This window comes from Mitsuaria chitosanitabida ATCC BAA-476 = NBRC 102408 (assembly GCF_001598255.1).
Classification (GTDB): Bacteria; Pseudomonadota; Gammaproteobacteria; order Burkholderiales; family Burkholderiaceae_C; genus Roseateles; species Roseateles chitosanitabidus.
In genome coordinates this window covers 208,879-228,730 of record NZ_BCYP01000004.1, presented here as the reverse complement: position 1 = coordinate 228,730, position 19,852 = coordinate 208,879, and the positions used below count along the sequence as shown (strand labels likewise).

General features: G+C 69.0%; 17 protein-coding genes. 4 read left to right on the top strand and 13 right to left on the bottom strand.

The window, feature by feature from the left end; all coding sequences use genetic code 11:
• Positions 1 to 29 precede the first annotated feature (29 nt).
• The 10 genes from MCHT01_RS02475 to kduI all read right to left on the bottom strand — a co-directional run bounded on the left by MCHT01_RS02475 (position 30) and on the right by kduI (position 11,667).
• Complete coding sequence (locus tag MCHT01_RS02475) at positions 30 to 776, bottom strand: FadR/GntR family transcriptional regulator (protein WP_067061858.1); 747 nt, start codon at positions 774 to 776, stop codon at positions 30 to 32.
• A 222-nt stretch (positions 777 to 998) separates the two neighbouring features.
• Positions 999 to 1,808: a DNA-binding transcriptional regulator KdgR gene (gene kdgR, locus MCHT01_RS02470; protein ID WP_067061855.1), complete on the bottom strand. Its 810-nt coding sequence runs from the start codon at positions 1,806 to 1,808 to the stop codon at positions 999 to 1,001.
• Between the two features lie 30 nt (positions 1,809 to 1,838).
• Positions 1,839 to 4,262: a pectinesterase family protein gene (locus tag MCHT01_RS02465; RefSeq protein ID WP_067061852.1), complete on the bottom strand. Its 2,424-nt coding sequence runs from the start codon at positions 4,260 to 4,262 to the stop codon at positions 1,839 to 1,841.
• 2 nt (positions 4,263 to 4,264) lie between these two features.
• Entirely contained in the window at positions 4,265 to 5,416 is a 1,152-nt protein-coding gene (locus MCHT01_RS02460; protein ID WP_067061961.1) for an oligogalacturonate lyase family protein, read from the bottom strand.
• A 101-nt stretch (positions 5,417 to 5,517) separates the two neighbouring features.
• Positions 5,518 to 6,864, bottom strand: a complete 1,347-nt coding sequence (locus tag MCHT01_RS02455; RefSeq protein ID WP_067061850.1) for an ABC transporter substrate-binding protein — start codon at positions 6,862 to 6,864, stop codon at positions 5,518 to 5,520.
• Positions 6,861 to 8,108: an ABC transporter ATP-binding protein gene (locus MCHT01_RS02450; protein ID WP_084451651.1), complete on the bottom strand. Its 1,248-nt coding sequence runs from the start codon at positions 8,106 to 8,108 to the stop codon at positions 6,861 to 6,863. The genes MCHT01_RS02455 and MCHT01_RS02450 overlap by 4 nt, the downstream gene beginning before the upstream one ends.
• 30 nt (positions 8,109 to 8,138) lie before the next feature.
• On the bottom strand, positions 8,139 to 9,062 hold the full coding sequence (locus tag MCHT01_RS02445; RefSeq protein WP_084451649.1) for a carbohydrate ABC transporter permease: 924 nt from the start codon (positions 9,060 to 9,062) through the stop codon (positions 8,139 to 8,141).
• Positions 9,059 to 9,946 (bottom strand): carbohydrate ABC transporter permease, encoded by an 888-nt coding sequence (locus MCHT01_RS02440; RefSeq protein WP_067061848.1) that lies wholly within the window; start codon positions 9,944 to 9,946, stop codon positions 9,059 to 9,061. Before MCHT01_RS02440 ends, MCHT01_RS02445 begins: the two co-directional genes overlap by 4 nt.
• Before the next feature lie 97 nt (positions 9,947 to 10,043).
• Positions 10,044 to 10,805: a 2-dehydro-3-deoxy-D-gluconate 5-dehydrogenase KduD gene (kduD, locus tag MCHT01_RS02435; RefSeq protein ID WP_067061845.1), complete on the bottom strand. Its 762-nt coding sequence runs from the start codon at positions 10,803 to 10,805 to the stop codon at positions 10,044 to 10,046.
• Between the two features lie 25 nt (positions 10,806 to 10,830).
• Entirely contained in the window at positions 10,831 to 11,667 is an 837-nt protein-coding gene (gene kduI / locus MCHT01_RS02430; RefSeq protein WP_067061842.1) for a 5-dehydro-4-deoxy-D-glucuronate isomerase, read from the bottom strand.
• A gap of 248 nt (positions 11,668 to 11,915) precedes the next feature.
• On the opposite strand from kduI, the gene MCHT01_RS02425 reads away from it, so the two are divergent.
• The 4 genes from MCHT01_RS02425 to MCHT01_RS26640 all read left to right on the top strand — a co-directional run bounded on the left by MCHT01_RS02425 (position 11,916) and on the right by MCHT01_RS26640 (position 16,671).
• Positions 11,916 to 12,260: a cupin domain-containing protein gene (locus MCHT01_RS02425; protein WP_067061840.1), complete on the top strand. Its 345-nt coding sequence runs from the start codon at positions 11,916 to 11,918 to the stop codon at positions 12,258 to 12,260.
• A 278-nt stretch (positions 12,261 to 12,538) separates the two neighbouring features.
• Positions 12,539 to 15,565 (top strand): TonB-dependent receptor, encoded by a 3,027-nt coding sequence (locus MCHT01_RS02420; RefSeq protein ID WP_067061837.1) that lies wholly within the window; start codon positions 12,539 to 12,541, stop codon positions 15,563 to 15,565.
• 3 nt (positions 15,566 to 15,568) lie between these two features.
• Positions 15,569 to 16,366: a rhamnogalacturonan acetylesterase gene (locus MCHT01_RS02415; RefSeq protein WP_067061834.1), complete on the top strand. Its 798-nt coding sequence runs from the start codon at positions 15,569 to 15,571 to the stop codon at positions 16,364 to 16,366.
• Positions 16,354 to 16,671: a hypothetical protein gene (locus MCHT01_RS26640; RefSeq protein WP_169806085.1), complete on the top strand. Its 318-nt coding sequence runs from the start codon at positions 16,354 to 16,356 to the stop codon at positions 16,669 to 16,671. Before MCHT01_RS02415 ends, MCHT01_RS26640 begins: the two co-directional genes overlap by 13 nt.
• A 39-nt stretch (positions 16,672 to 16,710) precedes the next feature.
• Here the strand turns inward: MCHT01_RS26640 and MCHT01_RS02410 are convergent, their stop codons facing one another.
• The 3 genes from MCHT01_RS02410 to MCHT01_RS02400 all read right to left on the bottom strand — a co-directional run bounded on the left by MCHT01_RS02410 (position 16,711) and on the right by MCHT01_RS02400 (position 19,734).
• A complete protein-coding gene (locus MCHT01_RS02410; RefSeq protein ID WP_067061831.1) occupies positions 16,711 to 17,643 on the bottom strand; it encodes a sugar kinase in 933 nt (310 codons plus the stop codon).
• 209 nt (positions 17,644 to 17,852) lie between these two features.
• Positions 17,853 to 18,407 (bottom strand): 3'-5' exonuclease family protein, encoded by a 555-nt coding sequence (locus MCHT01_RS02405; protein WP_067061828.1) that lies wholly within the window; start codon positions 18,405 to 18,407, stop codon positions 17,853 to 17,855.
• 94 nt (positions 18,408 to 18,501) lie between these two features.
• Complete coding sequence (locus MCHT01_RS02400) at positions 18,502 to 19,734, bottom strand: urate hydroxylase PuuD (protein ID WP_067061825.1); 1,233 nt, start codon at positions 19,732 to 19,734, stop codon at positions 18,502 to 18,504.
• Positions 19,735 to 19,852: the final 118 nt, after the last annotated feature.

The window sequence follows — 19,852 nt, the reverse complement described above, 5'->3', positions numbered from 1 at the left end:
CTAAAGGATTGGGGGAAACGCGAAGACGCTCAGCGCGCTTCCTGCAAGGCCTGCGCCGCGCGGCGGCGCCGTTCGCGGCTGTTGGCCAGGTGGGTCCGCATCGCGGCGCGCGCGGCCTCGGCGTCGCGGGCGCCGATGGCGTCGACGATGCTCTCGTGCTCGGCGTTCACGCGCAGCAGGTAGTCGCGCTGGGCCGCCGCGTCCTCGTCACCGACGGCCCGCAGGCTCGCCAGTCGCGCGCGCGGAATGCTCGGCGCGCCCAGCGTCCCCATCAGGCGCTCGAAGTGCGGATTGCCCGTGGCACGGGCGATCTCGAGGTGCAGTTGGAAATCCGCCGTCACCGCGTCGCGGCCCGCCTCGGCCGCCGCGGCGAAGGCGGCCACCGCCTCGCGCATCGCGGCGAGCTGCTCGTCGCTGCGACGCTGCGCGGCCAGCGCGGCGGCTTCGGTCTCCAGACCGATGCGCAGCTCCAGCACCGCGACCACGTCGTTCAGCGTCGCCATCTGCTCCGCGCCGATGCGGAAGGGCCCGCCCTCCCCCAGCCCCAGCACGAAGGTGCCGATGCCGTGGCGCGTCTCCACGAGGCCCGCCGCCTGCAGCTTGGAAATCGCTTCCCGCACCACCGTCCGGCTGACCTCGAACTCGGCCATGATCGCCGCCTCGGTCGGCAGCTTGTCGCCCACCGCCAGCGTCCCCACGCGGATGCGGTCCTCCAGCGCCTGGACAAGTCCAAGGGCCAGGGTCTTCGGGCGGGCACGGGTCAGAGAGGCGTTCATCGAGGCTCAGTTGTACGACAACATTCTCACACGCGCGGACCGCCGAGGGGCGGCGTCGCACTCGCGAGGAACTCGGGATTGTCCCTGCCCCGGCGCATCGTCCGGCGTTGTCACCCACACACGGTCATCACAGCGTCGTGATGCTGACGTGACGCGGCGGTTTCATCGGCCGGTCAGCCGATCCGTCGGTCAGCCGATCCACCCGTCAGGCGGATCCGCCGATCACGCCTTCTCGTCCAGCGGGAAGCGGCTGCAACCCAGCCGCGTCGAGATGTCCCGGCTGGCCGCCTGCAGCATGGCCACGACCTCGGGCGCCTTGGCGTCGTCGTAGCGGAAGGTCGGGAAGCTGACGCTCAGTCCCGCGATCGGCTGTCCCAGCCGGTCGAAGATGGGCACGCCCAGGCAGCGGATGTGATCGTCGAATTCCTCGCGGTCCTCGCCGAAGCCCTGCGCGCGCACGCGCTCGAGCTCGGCGCGGAAGGCGTCGGCATCGGTGATGGTCTTCTCGCGGAAGCGCTGGAACTCGGCGGCGCCCAGGATGCGATCGCGGCGGTCGGGATGCTCCCAGGCCATCAGCACCTTGCCGATGGCCGTGCAGTGCAGCGGCGCGCGGCGGCCGACGCGCGAATACATGCCCAGCATGTGCCGCGAGTCCACCTTGTGGACGTAGATGATCTCGCTGTCGATCAGCGTGCCCAGATGCACCGTCTCGCCGGTGGTGTCGGCCAGCAGCTGCATGTGGTGCTTGGACAGGTCGATCAGGTCCGGGTACTGCATCGCCTTCGCGCCGAGCTCGAAGGTCTTCATCGCCAGGCCGTAGCGCTCGCTGTCGGTCTCCTGCCGGACGTAGCCCAGCGTCTTCATCGTCTGCAGGAAGCGGTAGACCGTCGCCTTGGGCATGGCCAGCCGGACGGACAGCTCGGAGATGCCGGTGTCGCTGCGTTCCGACAGGGCCTGCAGGATGGCAAACACCTTGAGCACCGCGGCCACCGATTCGGGCTGCGACTTGCCATCGTTCAGATCGTCATCCATGCGCAACGTGTTCCAAGAGAAGAAGGGATTTCACCACAGCCGACCCGCGCCCGCGCCCGCCCGAACCCGGGCCGGGACCTCGTTCGCGCGGTCGACGACGGCGCCGTACGGCGGCGTCCAGCCGACCGACGATTCGACGGTCCGGTCCGGGTTCGCGGCCCGCAGCGCGCCCGCGAGATCGAGCGGCGCGCCGTTGAACCACGAGCCCCGATCCTCGACGCGATCGCCCTTGAGCAGCCTCGCCACCCGCGAGGCCGCCAGGCCCGGCGCGGCCTCCCAGACGTTGGCCTCGCTGAGCAAGCGCGATTCGATGCCGACCCCGAGCGAGTAGCCATAGGGATAGTCCCCGCCCGATGTCGCCAGGTAAAGGTTGTTGAAGACGTGGACCTGGCCGTAGCGCACGCGCGGCGTACGCTCCTTGAGCTGCTCCCACAGGTTGTGATGCAGCGTCACGCGCAGGTGACCGCGGTCGTCGCGATGGCCGTCGCCACCACCGATCAGCATGGTCTTGTCGTGGCGGCGGAAGACGTTCCAGGACACGGTCACGAAGTCCGATCGCCGGGTGATGTCCAGCAGCCCGTCGTGGCGCTGCAGGCGCTGCCCCAGCACGATCGGCTCGGCCGGATCGGGCCGCGCGCCGTCGTCGAAGTCGCAGTGGTCCACCCACACATGGGTCGCGTCGCGCAGCGAGACGGTGTCGTACTCGGAGTTCCATTCCCCATGGCCGTTGTCGTCGGGATCCCAGGCGGGAAAGAAGTCGTAGGCGTCGGAGAAGCGCAGCCCGCGCAGGATCACCTGCGAGACCTTCTCCAGCATCAGGGAGCCGCCCTCGAAGCCCGCATCCGGCGTCACGCCGACGATCGTCGTGCGCGAGGGCACTTTCACCACGACCTGCGCCGCCAGCCGTTTCGCCGAGCGCTTGCGCGCCTCCTCCAGCGGACCGTCCGGCGGCTTGCGGCCCCAGGTCGCCGGGTCGTACTGGCGGGCGAAGGCATCGAGGTCGAAGGCCGGATCGCGGAAGTCCTCGATGCCAAGGCGCTTGCCGGCCGCATCGGCGGCGAGGTCGATGCGCGCGGCGACCGCGAGGATCTTGGGCGTGTCGCCGAGCGCGATCGCGGCGTCGAGTTCGGCGCGCGTGCGGATGAAGCGGATCGCGTCGAGCGCGGCACCCGATCCGCCGACGGTTCCACCGTTCATCGCGCCCCAGCCGTCGCCCTCGCCGATCGCCTCGAGCGCCGCGGCGGGCAACGCGACGTTGCGGTACTCGGCCATGCGATTCGCCGCGTCGCGGCTCGCGCTGAAGGGCCGACGCGAGGTCGACATCGACCACGCCGTCAGATGCGGCCCGAGCAGGCTGTCGCGAATCACCGCGCGGCCATTGGGCGCGTCGGGCGCGTGGCGCCATTCGCCGGGTTTGACGCCATGGTCCCAGGCGCGGCCCAGGCTGATGCTCGCCGGGGCGACGCCCGGCTCCGCGAGCAGCCGGCTGTTGATGACCAGCATCCCCTCCGAGCGCGCGGCCGGCGTGCTCGGCGCGAGCACGTGTCCGCCGTGTCCGGCCTTGCGACGGCCGGCGCGGCTCACGATCAGGCTGTCGTCGATGACCAGCGAGGCCGCGCCGAAGATGAAGTCCACATCGCCTCGAATCTCCGAGCGCCGCACCAGCACGCGGCTGCGCGCGCCGGCGCGGGCCTCGGCATAGAAGGTGTCCTGATGGCCGAGCAGTCGCACCTCCTCGAGCTGGATCCGGTCGCCCGCCGTCATCAGCGCCACGGCCTGCGCGCCGCCGCTCTCCGACACGCCGGGCGGATAGCCGACGCCGCCGCGCACGCCGTCCATCGCGTCGTTCGCGATGGTCAGCCGCGCGAGCTGCACGTCGTCGCTGTGGATCGCGACGCTGGCACTGCCGGCCGTGCCGGCGATCTCGCTGCCCAGCGCGGGGATGCAAGGCTGGGCCGCGGCGTCGCGCGCCTTGGGCAGCGCGTTGTAGCGGCCGTCGACCAGCACGACCGCCGAGGGGTCACCCGTCCCGTAGAGCGCGAACGGCGCCTTGCCCCGCACGCACAGCGGGCCGCGATAGGTACCCGGCTTGACGAGGATGTAGCTGCGGGCGGCGCCCGATGCGCCTGGTGCTCGCGGCGGCAAGGCATCCAGCGCCGCCTGCACGGAGCGGTGCGTGCCGCTGCCGTCGGCCGCGACGACGAAGGTCGGCGTCCAGCGCGACGGATCCAGCGGTGCCGGCGCCCAGTCGCCGAACTGCGACGCGAGGGTGGCCGAGGCGGCCTGCGCGTCGCTCAGCTGCGGACGCTGCGCCTGTGCGGCCTGGGACACGGGCCCGCTCGCCGCCGACCCGGCAGGCGTGCCTTGCGCGGATGCCGTGGACAACGCCGCGCTCAGCAGACTCGCCCCCGCCAGGGCCGCGAGGCCCCAGCCCTTGATCACGACAGGCGTCATCCTCACAGGTCCGCCAGATACAACGCCGGCTCGCCCTCGGCGTCCGCGCTGAACAGCACCTGCTTCTCGTCCGGCGTGAAGGACGGATGCGGATGCGTGACCTGCCGGTTGCCCTTGTAGACGCGCCAGGAGCTGTCGTGCCGCGCGACTCGGCGCTCGGTGCCGGCCCGCAGATCGAAGAGATGCAGGTAGGGATCGGTGGCGATCTGATGGCTGCCGGTGTCGGCCACGTCGGCTGGCGAGTCGCAGCCGTCGCCGATCAGCAGCGATCCGTCGTGGTTGCTCATCAGGTGCGAGCACGGCGGCATCTTGGTCAGGCGTCTCGATTGGAGCGTCACCGGATCCAGCGCGCAGATCCACCGGTCCCGCTGCCCCTTCAGGTAGGACACGTAGATCATCGCGGAGCCGTCCGGCACCCAGAACTCGTGGGTGCAGCTCTCGCCGACCTCGTGCTGGCGGCCGCAGCGGACATTGCGGCCGTCCTCGTCGACGAACCACATGCGCGCGTCGACCAGGTCATGCGGACCTTCGTGGCAGTACGCCACCGTGTGGTCGTCGCCGGGCCGGTACTGCGGATGACCGAGCCAGCCCTGCTGCTCGAGGATCACCTCGCGCGCGCCGGTCGCCAGGTCGATGCGGATCAAGCGGCAGCGCGGCTTGGCATGGAACATCTGATGGAATTTCTGCCAGTCGCTGAGCGGGAACCAGTCGGCGGCCGCGATCTCGATGCCGACCATCTTCGTGCAGGCGGTGTTGGCCACCCAGGTGCCGTAGCCGACCCAGCCCTCGGGCACGGTGTAGACGACCTCCTCGCTCAGGTCGCTCAAGGACAGACGGATCAGCCGCCGCTCGGCACGGACGAAGTACAGGTGCCTGTCGTCGGGGCTGAGGAAGCCGCCGAAGGTGTTCTCGCCGGCCTGGTCGGTGAGCTGCGTCGCGACCTGCGACTTCAGGTCGAGCAGGTGGTAGTTCCAGCTGGACCCCGGCCCGAACTCGCCGCCGAAGATCAGCTGCGCGCCATCGTTGGTGAAGCACTTCTGATAGAAGTAGTTGCGATGGCAGGTCACGTCGGTCGGCGTCAGGCGCGTGACGCGCGCGCCGGTGTCGGGGTCCTCGCGGGTGACGAAGCGAAGCTGGCGTTCGGTGGCTCTCATGATGGGTCTGATGTCCTTGAATCGTTCTCTTCGGGTCTCGGCGATCTCGTTGGCGGCCACGGGGCGATCGACTCGGTGGCCGCCCGTCGGGTCGCCGTCGTCTACCGGATGCGCTGCAGCAAGGCCTGACCCTCGACGACCAGCCGACGCGCGGCCTCCGCGTCGCCGGTCTTGCCGTAGGCCACGGTCTCGAAGACCTCGCGCATGAACTTGTGCAGCCGCGCGTGCTCGAACAGCGGCGCGGGCCGCTTGAGCCGACCCGACGCCCGCTGCGCGCGGATCTGCTCGTGCGCGGCGATCTCCAGCGGCGGCAGCGCGCCCGCCGCCTTCAGCTGCTCATAGGGCCCGCGCGCCGACGGCAAGCCGCGCGTGCGGCCCAGGATCGCCGCGGCCTCGCGGTCGGTGAGCAGGAAGTTGACGAGGCGCGCGGCCATCTCGGCGCGGCCGTTCTTCTCCGCATGCCGGCTGACCGCGTACATCACCGTCGGCCGCCCGAACATGCCGCTGTCCAGCGCGCCGGGCAGCGTGGGGAAGTCCCCGAGCGCGAGACGTTGCTGCTTGTCCAGCGTCGACGAACGCAGCGCGATCACCGAGTCCCAGGTGTAATTCCCCGCCCAGCGTCCGACGACCCAGTCGGGCTGCTGCTCGGTGGGCTTCTCCGCCCCGCCCAGGCTCGCGCGCAGGGGCAGCGGCGTCGCGACGTGATCGGTGACGAGCCGCTTGTAGACGCGCACCCAATCGAGCGCCGCCGCCTCGCTCATCGCCACGCGCGGCTGCGCGGGATCGACGTAGGGCATGCCGTGGCGCTGCTGCACCCAGGCCTGGGACAGCAGCATCATGTCGTAGAGCTCACCATCCAGCGGATACGCGTCATCGCCCAGCACCCGCTTGAACACGGGCCCCGCGGCGAAGAGCTCGTCCCAGGTCGCGGGCAGCGCGAGTCCGGCACGCTCGAAGGCCGCCGCGTTCCACAGCATCACCCGCGCGCTGAAGGACACCGGCAGCGCGTTGAGCTTGCCCGCCACGTCGCCGTAGGCGATGTCGTCGGCCTGCAGCTGCGACAGATCGATCAGATCGGCATGCCGGCGCAGATCCGCGAAGCCGTTGCCGCGCTTGCTGAACATCGCCAGCCAGGCCCAGTTGATCTGCATCACGTCGGGCTCGGAGCCGCCGGCGATCTGGGTCGTCAAGCGCTCCAGGTAGCCGTTGAAGCCCATGTACTCGGCCTTGACCTTGACGCCGGGGTGGCGACGCTCGAAGAGCGCCAGCGCCTTCAGCGTCGCCTCGTGCCGGCCCGCGCCGCCCCACCACGCGAAGCGCAGCACGACGTGGCGGTCCTCGGCACGCAGCAAGGCGGGCGCGGTCAGGGCCGCCGTCACGCCGGCGGTCGCGGCCACCGCGGCGGAGCCCGCCGCGAGGCCCAGCAGCTGTCGTCGCGGCAGGCTCATGCGAAGAATCCTTGCGAGGCGCGCGGCGATGACGGCATCGATCCAGGCGCCGATCCCGTGGAGGATGCGGGCGACGACGCGGACGCCCCGGCGTGGGACAACAGGTTCACGCCGCTGGTCGCGTCGAACAGGTGGCAGGCCGACATCTGCAAGTGCAGCGTCAGCGCGTCGCCGCGCGACAGGCCGGCGAGCGCCGACGCCTGCTCGGCCGGCACGCGCGCCGTGACCGGCAAGGGCCCGAGGTCCGCATGCAGATAGAGCTCCGAGCCCATGTGTTCGGTGAAGCGCAGCCGCGCCGGTGCCGCCACGCTGTCGCCCTGCGCGCGCGCGACGATGCCGATGTGCTCGGGCCGCAGGCCGAAGGTGACGGCCCCATCGGCGATGCGCGGCAGACCCCCGAGGCCGGCCGCCTTGTCCGCCGGCAGCGGCAGACGCACGCCGCCCACCTCGACCGCCAGGGGGGCACCGCCGATGCCGTCCGTCCCCACCAGCCGCGCGGCCAGCAGGTTCATTTCCGGCGAGCCGATGAAGCCCGCCACGAAGGCGTTGGCCGGCCGGTCGTACAGCGCCGTCGGCGTGTCGACCTGCTGGATCACGCCGTCCTTGAGCACGCAGATGCGCTCGCCCATGGTCATGGCCTCGACCTGGTCGTGGGTCACGTAGATGGTCGTCGCCGGCTGATGGCTGTCGCGCAGCGTGCGGTGCAGCTCGGTCAGGCGCACGCGCATCGCGGCGCGGAGCTTGGCGTCGAGGTTGGACAGCGGCTCGTCGAAGAGGAACACGTCCGGCTTCTTCACGATCGCCCGGCCCACCGCGACGCGCTGCGCCTGGCCGCCGGACAGCTGCTTGGGATAGCGGTCCAGCAGATGCTCCATCTCCAGCAGCGCGGCGGCGTGGCGCACGCGCTGGTCCAGCTCCGCCTTGGGCGTGCCCGCCAGCTTCAGGCCGAAGGCCAGGTTGTCGTAGACCTTCATGTGCGGGTACAGCGCGTAGTTCTGGAACACCATCGCGATGCCGCGCTGCTTGGGCGGCAGCGCGTTGACCGGGCGGTCGCCGATGCGCAGCTCGCCGCCGGTGATGCTCTCCAGCCCCGCGATCATGCGCAGCAGCGTGGACTTCGCGCAGCCCGAGGGGCCGACGAAGACCATGAACTCACCGTCCTTCACTTCCAGGTCCACCCCGTGCACGGCCTTGAAACCGTTGGGGTAGACCTTCTCGATCTTGCTCAGGCTCAGTCGTGCCACGTCTTGTCTCCGTGTTGTTCCATGAGGGCCTCAGCCCTTGACGCCGCTCGAGGTCGCGCCCTCGATGAAGTGCTTCTGCGCGGCGAAGAACACCGCCACCGACGGGATCAGCGCCACCACCGAGATGGCGATCACGTTGGCCCACTCGACCTCCTCGGTCGCGCCGATGCTCATCTTCAGCGCCAGGGACACCGGGTACTTCTCGACCGAGGCAAGGTAGATCAGCGGGCCCATGAAGTCGTTCATCGTCCAGATGAACTGGAAGACGATCACCGAGATGATGGCCGGCTTGAGCAGCGGGACGATGATGTGCCAGAGCAGCTGGAGCGCGTTGCAGCCGTCGATCTGGGCCGCCTCCTCCATGTCGCGGGGAATGCCGCGGAGGAACTGCACGAGCATGAAGACGAAGAAGGTGTCGGTGGCGAAAGCCGAGGGCACGATCAGCGGGAGGTAGGAGTCGAGCCAGCCGATCTCGCGGAAGACGAGGTACTGGGGGAGACGCAGCACGATCAGCGGCAGCATCATCGTGGCGATCATGATGCTGAAGAGGAGCTTGCGACCCCAGAACTCGAAGCGGGCGAAGGCGTAGGCCACGAGCACGCAGGAGATCACCGTCACGACGATGCGGGGGATGGTGATCAGGAAGCTGTTGAGGAAGTAGGTCGCGAAGGTGTACTCGGTGCTGGTCTTCCATCCCTTGGCGTAGGCGCCGAGGTCGAAGCGGTCCGGCCAGAAGCCGGCGGAGCTGAAGATCTCGGCATTGCTCTTGAAGGACGCGCCGACCAGCCACAGCAGGGGGTAGAGCATCACGATGGCCACCGCCGACAGCGCCAGGTAGCGCGGCCAGCGGTGGCCGCGGTCGCGGCCGAGGACCAGAAGACCCTCACCCCCGCCCTCTCCCGCACGCGGGAGAGGGAGCTTCGAGGCGCTCGTGGTGATCGGGGATCGGCTCATCGTTTGATCTCCTTCTCGCCCGAGTAGAAGACCCAGTACTTGGAGCTCCAGAAGGACAGCGCCGCGAGGCCGCCGACCAGCGCGAAGAGCACCCAGGACAGCGCCGCGCCGTAGCCCAGGTTGAAGAAGCGGAAGCTCTGGTCGTAGATGTAGAGCGCCAGCACATAGGTCGAGTGCAGCGGGCCGCCCTCGGTGATCATGTACGGGCCGTTGAACTCCTGGAAGGCGTGCACCATCTGCATGATCACGTTGAAGAAGATCACCGGCGTGATCAGCGGCACCGTGATCCTCCAGAACTGCTGCCAGCGGCTCGCGCCGTCGCACTCGGCCGCCTCGTACAGCGAGATCGACACGTTCTGCAGCGCCGCCAGGAAGATCACCATCGCCGATCCGAATTGCCACGTGAACAGCAGCACGATGGTCCACATCGAGTAGTGCTCGTCGGCCAGCCACGCGATGGGCTCGAGGCCGAGCTTCATCAGGACCAGGTTGACCAGGCCGTTGCGCGCGAAGACGAAGCGCCACAGCACCGCCACCGCGATCGAGCCGCCCAGGATGGACGGGATGTAGAACGCGGCGCGGAAGAAGTTGATGCCGCGCAGCTTGAAGTTGAGGACATGCGCGATGAACAGCGCGAAGCCCACCCGCAGCGGCACCGCCAGCAGCGCGAAGAGCAGCGTGACGCCCAGCGACTTGCGGAACAGCGGATCCGCGGTCGCGAGCTCCTCATAGTTGCGCAGGCCCACGAACTGGGGCGGATCGATCAGGTCGTACTGCGTGAAGCTGAGCGCGAAGCTCATCACGAAGGGGAAGAGCTTGAACAGCAGCACGCCCAGCACGAACGGCAGGACGAACAGGAAGCCCAGCTTTTTGTTCTCGTACATGCACCGTGTCTCCGTCGGCGGGCGCGCGCGGCCTCTGCGGGCCGCGTCGCGCCGGTACTCGTGTCAGGGGCGGGTGGCGCGGGGTCGGGTCTTGCCCTCAGCGCGCCAGCCAGCCCCCGTCGACCGCGACGGTGTAGCCGTTCACGTAGTCGGACGCCTGGGAGGCCAGGAACACCACCGGGCCCGCCAAGTCGTCCGGCACGCCCCAGCGACCCGCCGGGATGCGGTCCAGGATGGCGGCGTTGCGGCCCTCGTCCTGGCGCAGCGCGGCGGTGTTGTTGGTCGCCATGTAGCCCGGCGCGATCGCGTTGACGTTGATGCCGTGCGCGGCCCACTCGTTGGCCATCAGCCGGGTGATGCCCATCACGCCGCTCTTGCTGGCCGTGTACGAGGGCACCCGCACGCCGCCCTGGAAGGACAGCATCGAGGCCACGTTGATGATCTTGCCGCCGCCGCCCTGGGCCAGGTATTGCCGGGCCACCGCCTGCGAGAAGAAGAACACCGTCTTGAGGTTGAGATCGACCACGTCGTCCCAGTCCTTCTCGCTGAAGCGGATGGCGTCCTCGCGGCGGATGATGCCGGCGTTGTTGACCAGGATGTCGACGCGGCCGGTCAGCGACTTGGCCTCGGCCACCAGGCCCTCGATGCAGCTGATGTCGCCCAGGTTGGCGCGCAGGTCCAGGAAGCGGCGCCCCAGGCGCTCGACCTCGGCCCGGGTCTCCACCGGATCGGAGACGTTCACGCCGACGATGTCCGCGCCGGCCTGCGCCAGCGCCACCGCCATGCCCTGCCCCAGTCCGGTGTTGCAGCCCGTGACGATGGCCACCCGGCCCGCCAGATGGAATTGATCCAGGATCATGTCTGTTCCCTTCGGTCCGGTGAGCTCAGCGCAGCGCCGTCATCGGCACGTGGTCCATGTCCTTGAAGACCTGGTTCTCGCCGACCATGCCCCAGATGAAGGTGTAGGCCTGCGTGCCCACGCCGGAGTGGATGGACCAGCTCGGGCTGATGACCGCCTGCTCGTTGCGCACGACCAGGTGACGGGTCTGGGCGGGCTCGCCCATCATGTGGAAGACCACCGCGTCCGACTTCATGTCGAAGTAGAAGTAGACCTCCATGCGCCGGTCGTGCTGGTGGCAGGGCATGGTGTTCCACAGGCTGCCCGGCTCCAGCTGCGTCATGCCCATCAGCAGCTGGCAGGTCGGCAGCACGTCCGGCACCAGGAACTTGTAGATGGTGCGGCGGTTGCTGGTCTCGGGCGAGCCCAGCGTCTCCGGCGAAGCCTCGGCCAGCGTGACCTTGCGCGTCGGATACGAGGTGTGGGCCGGCGCGCAGTTGAAGTACAGCTTCGCGGGATCGGCCGCATCGACGCTCTTGAACTCGATGATCCTCGCGCCCTGGCCGACATACAGCGCCTCGCGCGGGCCGATGTCGTACTGGGTGTCGTCGACGAAGACGCGGGCCGCGCCGCCGATGTTGATCAGGCCGAGCTCACGGCGCTGCAGGAAGAAATCGGTCCCGGTGTACTTCCCGAGTTCCGGCGCGAAGCTCACGGGCCGGGTCACCGGCATGATCCCGCCGACGATGATCCGGTCGATCTGGCTGTAGGTGAGCGTCGCCTGGTCGGCCTGGAACAGGTCCTCGACCAGGAACTGCCGGCGCAGGCCGTCGGTGTCCAGCGTGCGGGCGTGCTCGCTGTGGATGGGTTGGCGGATGTCCATGTCTTCCTCGGTGGGATGGTGCCGCGCCGGGCCTCGCGGACAGCGCGAGCGGCCGGCTGGGGCGGGTCGGGAACACCCTGCTTGGGGATGCTTCCTGGATCTGATGGGAACGAAGCGTACGAGGCTGCGGACTTTCCCGGAACTATGGTTTCTATGTAGTGAACCAGCGTTTCAATTTTTCGCGACGTCGCTATAGTTGCCTGCAACGACGGCTTCAGACCGTCCATGCCTGCAGGAGACCCGCCCCGATGAATCCGTCCGCCGACCCCTACTTCGAGAACGACGCCGAGCCCTGGACCGAGCTCGGCGACGGCATCCGCCGCAAGATCGTCGGCCACACGCCGGAGCTGATGTCGGTGCTGGTGCGCTTCGACAAGGGCGCGATCGGCACCCCGCATGCGCACGACGCGCATGACCAGATCGCGTTCGTGATCAGCGGCGCCTTCGACTGCGAGGTGGGCGGCGTCAAGAAGGTGCTGCGCGCCGGCGACGCCTTCGTCGCTCCGCGCCTGACCTCGCATGGCGTGGTCGCGCTGGAACAGGACAGCACGCTGCTGGACCAGTTCTCTCCGCGGCGCGAGGACTACCTCTGAGCGCCGCCTGAGCAAGCCCTGACCCTCTCTCCGGTCGTCCCCGCGACGGCCGGGCCGGACGGCCTCGCGCCGGCCGGTGGCTCTCCCGGGTCCGCGCCGCGCGGACTCCTGATCTTCGAAGTACCGACACGCAGTACCGAGGTGGCGATCGCACTGCAGCGATGGCCGCTCCCGATCCGACGGCGCCCTGCGCGCGCCCGTGACGACCACGACGCCGCGAGAGCGACGGGCGACGATCCCGTGCCCGCGGCCACAGAAGAACCTTGTGGAGACAAGACATGCCCCAACGCCATGGGACCCGCCTCGGGACGTCCGCGCCCGCCCCGCAACCGCCGCGACTGACGCGCCTGGCCGCCTGCCTGCTGGGCACGGCCACGCTGTCGCTGCCCGCCTGGAGCCAGGAACAGGCCGCCGCGCCCGCGGCCGCGGCCAGCGCCGCCTCGGCCGACGCCGGTGAGAAGAGCGCCGACAGGAGCGCCGACAAGTCGCTGGAGACCGTCGTGGTCACCGGCTTGCGCGCCTCGCTGGCCAGCGCGTTGAACGCGAAGAAGCAGGACCGCGGCATCGTCGACGTGATCAAGGCCGAGGACATCGCCAAGTTCCCCGACACCAACCTGGCCGAGTCGCTGCAGCGCGTGCCCGGCGTGGTCATCGACCGCGACGCCGGCGAGGGCCGCAACATCACGGTGCGCGGCCTGGGCGCGGACTTCACCCGCGTGCGCATCAACGGGATCGAGGCGCTGGCCACCACCGGCGGCACCGACAGCTCGGGCGGCGCCAACCGCTCGCGCGGCTTCGACTTCAACGTCTTCGCCTCGGAGCTCTTCAACACCATCACCGTGCGCAAGAGCAGCTCGGCCGAGGTGGACGAGGGCTCGCTGGGCGCGACGGTGGACCTGCGCGCCGCGCGGCCCTTCGACTTCAACAAGCGCGTGATCACCGGCTCGGTGAAGGCGCGCTACAACGACCTCGCGCGCGAGACCGACCCGCGCATGGCCTTCCTGATCAGCGATGTCTTCCTGGACAACAAGGTCGGCGTGCTGCTGTCGGGCGCGTATTCCAAGCGGCGGCTGCTCGAGGAAGGGTTCTCCACGGTGCGCTGGGACAACGGCGCCTCGTCGGGCGGCTGGTGCTCGCCGGTCGGCGTCACCCCGGCGAATCCCACGACCACCGCGGCCAACTGCGGCCCCGCCGCGCAGGGCGTGCCCCGCCTGCCCGCGTCGTCGGCGGCGACCTCCGCGTACAACCTCGCGAGCAACGTCAACAACTTCCATCCGCGTCTGCCGCGCTACGGCCGGCTCACGCATGACCAGGACCGCCTGGGGCTGACGAGCTCGGTGCAGTTCCGCCCCAGCGACCGCACGCTGCTGAGCTTCGACCTGCTGTACTCGAAGCTCAAGGCCACGCGCGCGGAGGACTTCCTGGAGGCGATCTCCTTCAGCCGCACGGCCAGCCAGGGTGGCAAGCCGCAGACCAGCGTGGTGGAGGCGCAGTACGCGCCCAACGGCGCGCTGCAGTACGGCGTGTTCAACGGCGTCGACATCCGCGCCGAGTCGCGCTACGACGAGTTGTCCACCACCTTCACCCAGCCCAGCCTCACGCTGGAGCAGGACATCACCGACCACCTCAAGCTCAACGCGCGGGTGGGCCGGGCGGACTCGCGCTTCCGCAATCCGGTGCAGACGACGACCACGCTGGACGCGATCAACGTCAACGGCTACACGCTGGACTTCCGCGGCAACGACCGGCTGCCGGTGATCAAGTACCCCTTCGACCCAGCGCAGCAGAACGGCGCGCTGCAGATCGTGGGGGTGCCGCAGGTGGCGACCAACCAGCCCGCCACGGTGACCAACACCACGACCAGCGAGATCCGCATCCGGCCGCAGGGCGCCAACAACCGCAACGACATCGCCCACCTGGACCTCGCCTGGGAAGTCGTGCCCGACCGCCTGACGCTGAAGGCCGGCGCGGATTACAAGAAATACGACTTCGACACCTACGAGTTCCGGCGCGTCAACCAGAACGACACCATCTTCGCGGCGCCGGCGGGCTCGGCGGTGCTGACCAAGATGCTGACGGGCTTCGGCCGCGGGCTGAACCTGCCGGCCGGCACGCCGACCTCCTGGGTCATCCCCGACCTCAACGCCATCGCCGCCGCGTACGACATCTACTGCAACTGCATCAAGAGCGGGCCGGCCGGCGGCCCGGGCGACTTCACGCTGTCGTCGACCACCAACGGCAACGCGCGCGGCAACAACCGCGCGGTGGTGGAGAAGGACAAGGGCGGCTTCGTGCAGGCGGACTTCGAGGGCAAGGTGCTGGGCCTGAAGGTGCAGGGCAACGTCGGCGTGCGCTACGTGCAGACCGAGCAGGAGGCGACCGGCTACCTGGCCACCGGCGGGGGGACCGAGGTCGTGATCGGCCAGAAGTACAAGGACTGGCTGCCGGCGTTGAACCTCTCCGCGAACCTCACACCGGACCTGATCGCGCGCTTCGCCGCGGCCAAGGTGATGGCGCGTCCGCAGCTGGGCAACCTGAATCCGGGCGGCACGATCAGCACCACGGGCACGCTGTCGATCACGACGGGCAACCCCTACCTCAAGCCCTTCCGCGCCAAGACCTTCGACGGCAGCCTGGAGTGGTACTTCGCGCGCAACGCCTTCCTGGGCGTGGGTCTGTTCCAGAAGAACATCAACACCTACATCCAGAGCCTGCGCACCAACGCCCCGTTCAACCAGACCGGCCTGCCGCTGTCGCTGCTGCCGTCCAACTTCACCGGGGAAGAGGTCTTCCAGCTGACGACGCCGATCAACACCCCGGGGGGCAAGCTGCGCGGCATCGAGCTGAATTACCAGCAGCCCTTCACCTTCCTGCCGGGCTGGGGGCGCAACTTCGGCACGCTGCTGAACTACACCTACGTGAAGTCCAAGATCGCCTACCTGGTCTCGCCCACCAGCGACGCCATGATCACGGACGACCTGCTCAACATGTCGCCCAAGTCGTGGAACGCCACGCTGTACTACGAGGACGACAAGCTGAGCGCGCGGGTGTCGGCGTCCCGGCGCTCGGCCTTCCTGACGCGGGTGCCGGGGCAGAACAACAATGACGTCGAGGGGAAGAACGCGACGCTCAACGTGGACGCGTCCATCTCCTACAAGGTCAACGACAAGCTGACGATCACGCTCGAGGGCGTGAACCTGACCAACGAGGTGAACGATCAATTCATCTCGCGGGCACGGAACAGCCCCGTCGTGTATCACGTGACCGGCCGGGAGTACCTGCTGGGCGCGAGCTACAAGTTCTGATCGATGCGGACGCGAGCGTGGCTCGCGGCGCTCGCCCTCGCGGCGGGCGCCGCCCAGGCGCAGCAGGACACGGCCCGGACGCATGTCGATGCGGCCCGGGCCGTGTCGCTGCGGGTGATCCTCGTCGGCGATTCGACGATGGCGACGAAGAGCGGGTATGGGGATGCGTTGTGCGCGAGGTTCCGGCCGGAGGTGCAGTGTCTCAATCTCGCGCGTGGGGGACGCAGCACGAAGAGCTATCGGGCGGAAGGGCTGTGGGGTCAGGTCATGACCCTCCTGCGGGATCGACCCGCCGGACAGGTCGACGTGGTGCTGATGCAGTTCGGGCACAACGACCAGCCAGGGAAACCGGGGCGGTCGACGGATCTGGTGACGGAGTTCCCGGTGAATCTCGCGGGGTACGCGCAGGACGTGGCGCAGACCGGGGCGAGCCTGGTGATGCTCACGCCGCTGACGCGGCGGAGCTTCGATGGCAACGGGTATCTCACGAACGACCTGCGTCCGTGGGCGGAGACGACGCTGCGCGTCGGGCATGAGCAGCAGGTGCCGGTGATCGACCTCCATGCCGTCAGCCGCGATGCGGTGCAGGCGATGGGGGAGACAGAGGCAGACTCGCTCGCGATGGCACCGAAGCCGGCGAGCGCACCCGCGCAGGCGACGTCCTCATCGGAGCGCGCGGGAGCGGCGAATCCGGCGTTCGATCGGACGCACCTGGGGGCGAAAGGGGCGCAGGTGTTCTCGGCGATGGTCGCCAGGGAGCTCGCGGCGACGGTGCCGGGGCTCGGGCAGTGGATGCGCTGACCCCGAAGACCCTCACCCCTGCCCTCTCCCGCAAGCGGGCGAGGGAGTCGTCAGGCTCGCTGTCCTTCGATGAACCCGATGAAATCGATGAAATCGATGAAATCGATGAACCCGATGAACTCGACGAACTCCACGAAATCGACGACCTCAACGACCTCAACGACCTCAACGAACTCAACGAACCCGATGAACCCGATGAACCCGATGAACTCGATGAACTCGATGAACTCGATGAACTCGACGGACTCGACGGACTAGATGCATCTTTACTCCCTCTCCCGCGGGGCGGGAGAGGGCAGGGGTGAGGGTGGGAGCTCCCGCAGCGCGCGGTGCGCCTCGGCCGCTCAAACCAAATCTCCCATCGCCTCCGCCGAGATGATGGCCCCTCGATGCCCGATCACTCGCGCGGCGACGCGATTGCCGTGGATCGCTGACTCGACCGCGCCCTCCCCGGCCAGTCGCCGCGCGAGATACCCACCCGCGAACGAATCCCCTGCCGCCGTCGTATCGACGACCCGTTCGACCCGTTGCGTCGGCGCCTCGTGCCAGGCCTTGTCCCCTGCCGCCCTCACCAGCGTCGGCGCCGCACCTCGCTTGATGAGCACCTCCGGCGCGCTGAGCCCCTTCGCCTGCGCGATCGCCGCGTCGATGTCCGGGAGCCCCATCAGCGCCTGATGGTCGTCCGCGGTCACCAACGCGGTCGTCGCCAGCTCGAACGCCCGCTCGAACGCCCCGCGCGCCACCGCGCGATCCGCCCACAAGCGCGGCCGATAGTTGTTGTCGAAGACGACAAGCGCCCCCCGCTCGCGCATCGCGGCCATCAGCGCGAACAGCCGCTCCCGCCCCGCCTCGGGCAGGATCGCCAGCGTGATGCCGCTGAGGTAGAGCGCGTCGAACCCGTGGGCCTCGGCCTCCAGCGGCGTGACGCGCGCGTCGAAGTAGCAGCGGGCGGCGGCGCTGTCGCGCCAGTAGCGGAAGCTGCGCTCACCCGACGCGTCCACATCGATCATGTAGAGCCCCGGCATGCGGTCCACGACGCGCCGTACCAGGCCGGTGTCGATGCCCTGGTCGCGCCAGCGCTCGAGCAGTCCGGCACTGAGGCTGTCCTCGCCGAGCGCCGTCGCGTACGCCACCTCGATGCCGGCCGCCGCGCCACAGCGGCGCAGGTAGACGGCGGTGTTGAAGGTGTCGCCGCCATAGCCCAGCGTCATCGCGCCGAAGGGCTCGCCTTGCAGCTCCAACATGCATTCGCCGATCACGGCCACGCGCTTCGTCATGGGGGTTTCGCTCCGCGGTCCTGCTCCGGTGGAAAGGCTCGCTCCAGCTCAGGATCCGAAATCTGAAACGATGTTTCGGATTCTGGATCGAGGCGGACGTTCCCACCATCGGAGAGACCCGGAGGCGCGGGCGACGGGGTGCGACACGGGCCTCGATACGGCCCCATCACGACGCCGACCTGGCTCGGCTTCCCCGCCGCCGGACGCACTCACTCGCGGCGATTCGCCCTCAGCATGTTGCAGAACAGCGCCCCCTGCTCCACCGCGTCGTCCACGGCCACATGCGTGTGGGGCAGCGGATCGAACCAGCTCTTGGGCATGTTGCGCTTGGTGCTGGCGCGGAACTCCGTCTTGAGCACCGCCATCGCATAGCTCTTGATGTCCAGCGCGGAGAAGCTGAAGGGGCTGTCCCCGGTGAAGCGGATCAGGTACCAGTAGACGAAGAGGAAGTCGAAACCCGCCGGATAGCCGACGAACACGGGCTTGCCGGGCAGCGTCGCGATCCAGGCCACGTAGCGGCGCATGGCCGCTTCCGGCGACTCGAGATCGCAGCGGCAGGCGGCCCAGGCCTCGGGCTGGGTCGCCCACCAGGCCGCCGTCTTGGGATGCGGGCTCGCGCCCTCCAGCGTCTCGAGGTTGGCGGAAAAGGTCGACAGCAGATGCTTGTCCGCCGTGTAGGCCGCCGCGCCAAGGCTGAGCATCGAATGCGGCCCGGGAATCGGGCCGTCGGTCTCGACGTCGGTGCTGATGTAGATCTCGGTCATGACGGCGGATTAGAGCAGCGGCCCGGGACGTCCCTCGCGCACGATGCGGTGAACGGCAGACTCGATGCGCCCAGTGGACCGCCGGGTCGCTCGACTACCGTTCCTTGAACCAGCGGCCCAGCGTCGCCCGTTCCTCGTCGGTGATGCCGGTGGCGTTGTTCAGCGGCATCGTCTTCTGAACCACGGCCTGCTGGTAGATCTCGGCCGCATGCTGCTCGATGAGCTGCGGTTCGTGGAACTGGATGCGCTTGGGCGCCAGCGCCGCGTTGTGGCAGGCGAGGCAACGGTCGTGGACGATCTTGCCGACCTGCTCGAAGCTGACCTTGGCCGGCGCGGCGGGCGCGGCGGCCACGGCAGACGCCGTCGATGACGTCCCCGACGAGATCGCCGACGACGCGGCCGGACGCGGCGCCAGCCAGGTGATCAGCGCGGCCAGCAACGCGGCGACGACGACCAGCAGCGGCCATGCGTTCACGCCCTTGTGGCGCTTCACGAACCAGGTCCGTACCAGCGCGCCGACCAGCATCAGGCCGATCAGCACCAGCCAGTTGTGCTCGTGCTGATAGAGCATGCCGTAATGGTTGGACAGCATCGCGATCAGCACCGGCAGCGTGAAGTAGGTGTTGTGCACGCTGCGCTGCTTGCCGCGCTGGCCGTGGACCGGGTCCACCGGCCGGCCCGCCCGCATGTCGGCGATGACCTGCTTCTGGCCCGGGATGATCCAGAAGAAGACGTTGGCGCTCATCATCGTGGCCATCGTCGCCCCCACGATCAGGAAGGCCGCGCGCCCCGCGAAGAGCTGACTCGCGCCCCAGGCGGCCGCCGCGATCACGACCGCGATCAGCCCCAGCACCACGCCGTCGTTGCCGATCGCGCCGTCGGCCTTGCGGCCGAAGCGCCGGCAGATCTGGTCGTAGATCAGCCAACCGCCGGCCAGGAAGCCCAGCGCGCCGGCGACCGCGGCAGGCGCGCTCCAGTCATGGACGCGCTTGTCGATCAGGTAGGTGTCGGCGTTGAAGAGATACAGCAGCGCGAAGAGCGCGAAGCCGCTCATCCACGTCCAGTAGCTCTCCCAGTAGAACCAGTGCAGGTGCTGCGGCAGGTCGGCCGGCGCGACCATGTACTTCTGCGGGTTGTAGAAGCCGCCGCCATGCACCGCCCACAGCTCGCCGTCCACGCCCTTGGACTTCAGGTCCGGGGCCCGCGGCTTGAGCAGGTGGTTGTCCAGCCAGACGAAATAGAAGGAGGCGCCGATCCAGGCGATGGCCACGATCACATGCAGCCAGCGCAGCAGCAGATTGGCCCAGTCGAGCAGGTAGCTGTCCATCACGAACGAATTGCAAGTTCCGGACCACCACTGCGGGCGCTGTGAACCGGCTGGCGTCGCGCTCAGAAGGTCCGGGGACCGGTGGCACCGCGGCGACGTCGAGCGCGAAGTGTATACA